Origin of the sequence: Streptomyces longisporoflavus, assembly GCF_014649775.1 — a bacterium.
Taxonomy (GTDB): domain Bacteria; phylum Actinomycetota; class Actinomycetes; order Streptomycetales; family Streptomycetaceae; genus Streptomyces; species Streptomyces longisporoflavus.
In genome coordinates, this window is the sequence record NZ_BMTR01000144.1 from 1 (window position 1) to 584 (window position 584).

The following is a 584-nucleotide window of genomic DNA, read 5'->3' on the forward strand; positions in this document are numbered from 1 at the left end:
TTGCCGGGCCCGGCCGACCAGACCGTCGCCGCGGCCACCGCGTTGTCCTGGTCGTCGTAGCCGATCAGGCAGCGGGCGTCGGCATAGACCGGCCCGGCGGCGAGGACGTGCCAGACTTCCTCGGAGAACTTCTGGCTGCCGAAGGCCGAGCGGTGCACTGCGGTCCGCACCCCCGCCGTCTCCGGACCGGCTACCTCGATCCGCAGGCCGGAGTCCTTCACCGGCTCGGCGAGGTCGCGGCGCAGTGGCGTCCACGGCTCGTCCAGATGCCAGCCCGCCTCCAAGAGGACCTCGCGGAGCAGGGCGCCGTCGGGGATCTCGAGGGCGACCTTCCCGGGCGGCAGGACCCCGCGCTGCGGATCATCGAGGTCCGCCAGCAGCCGGCGCGCCAGACCACCGTCCTGTCGCAGGTCCGGCGCGGTCGTCAGACGCAGCACATCAGGGCCGTCCAGGTATCCGATGGCAATGATCCGTCCGTCCACGCTCCAGGTGCGAACGGCTGCGGCCAACCTCTCCGCACCCAGCGCCCAGGCCCAGCCGAGGTCTCCCGGATGAAGTTGCAGCGGCGTGCGGTCGTCCTGCCA

1 pseudogene is annotated in these 584 nt (G+C 72.3%); it reads right to left on the reverse strand.

The features are described 5' to 3' along the window. Positions 1-509 (reverse strand): annotated as a pseudogene (locus tag IE226_RS43785) (GNAT family N-acetyltransferase); the annotation flags it as partial. Positions 510-584: the final 75 nt, after the last annotated feature.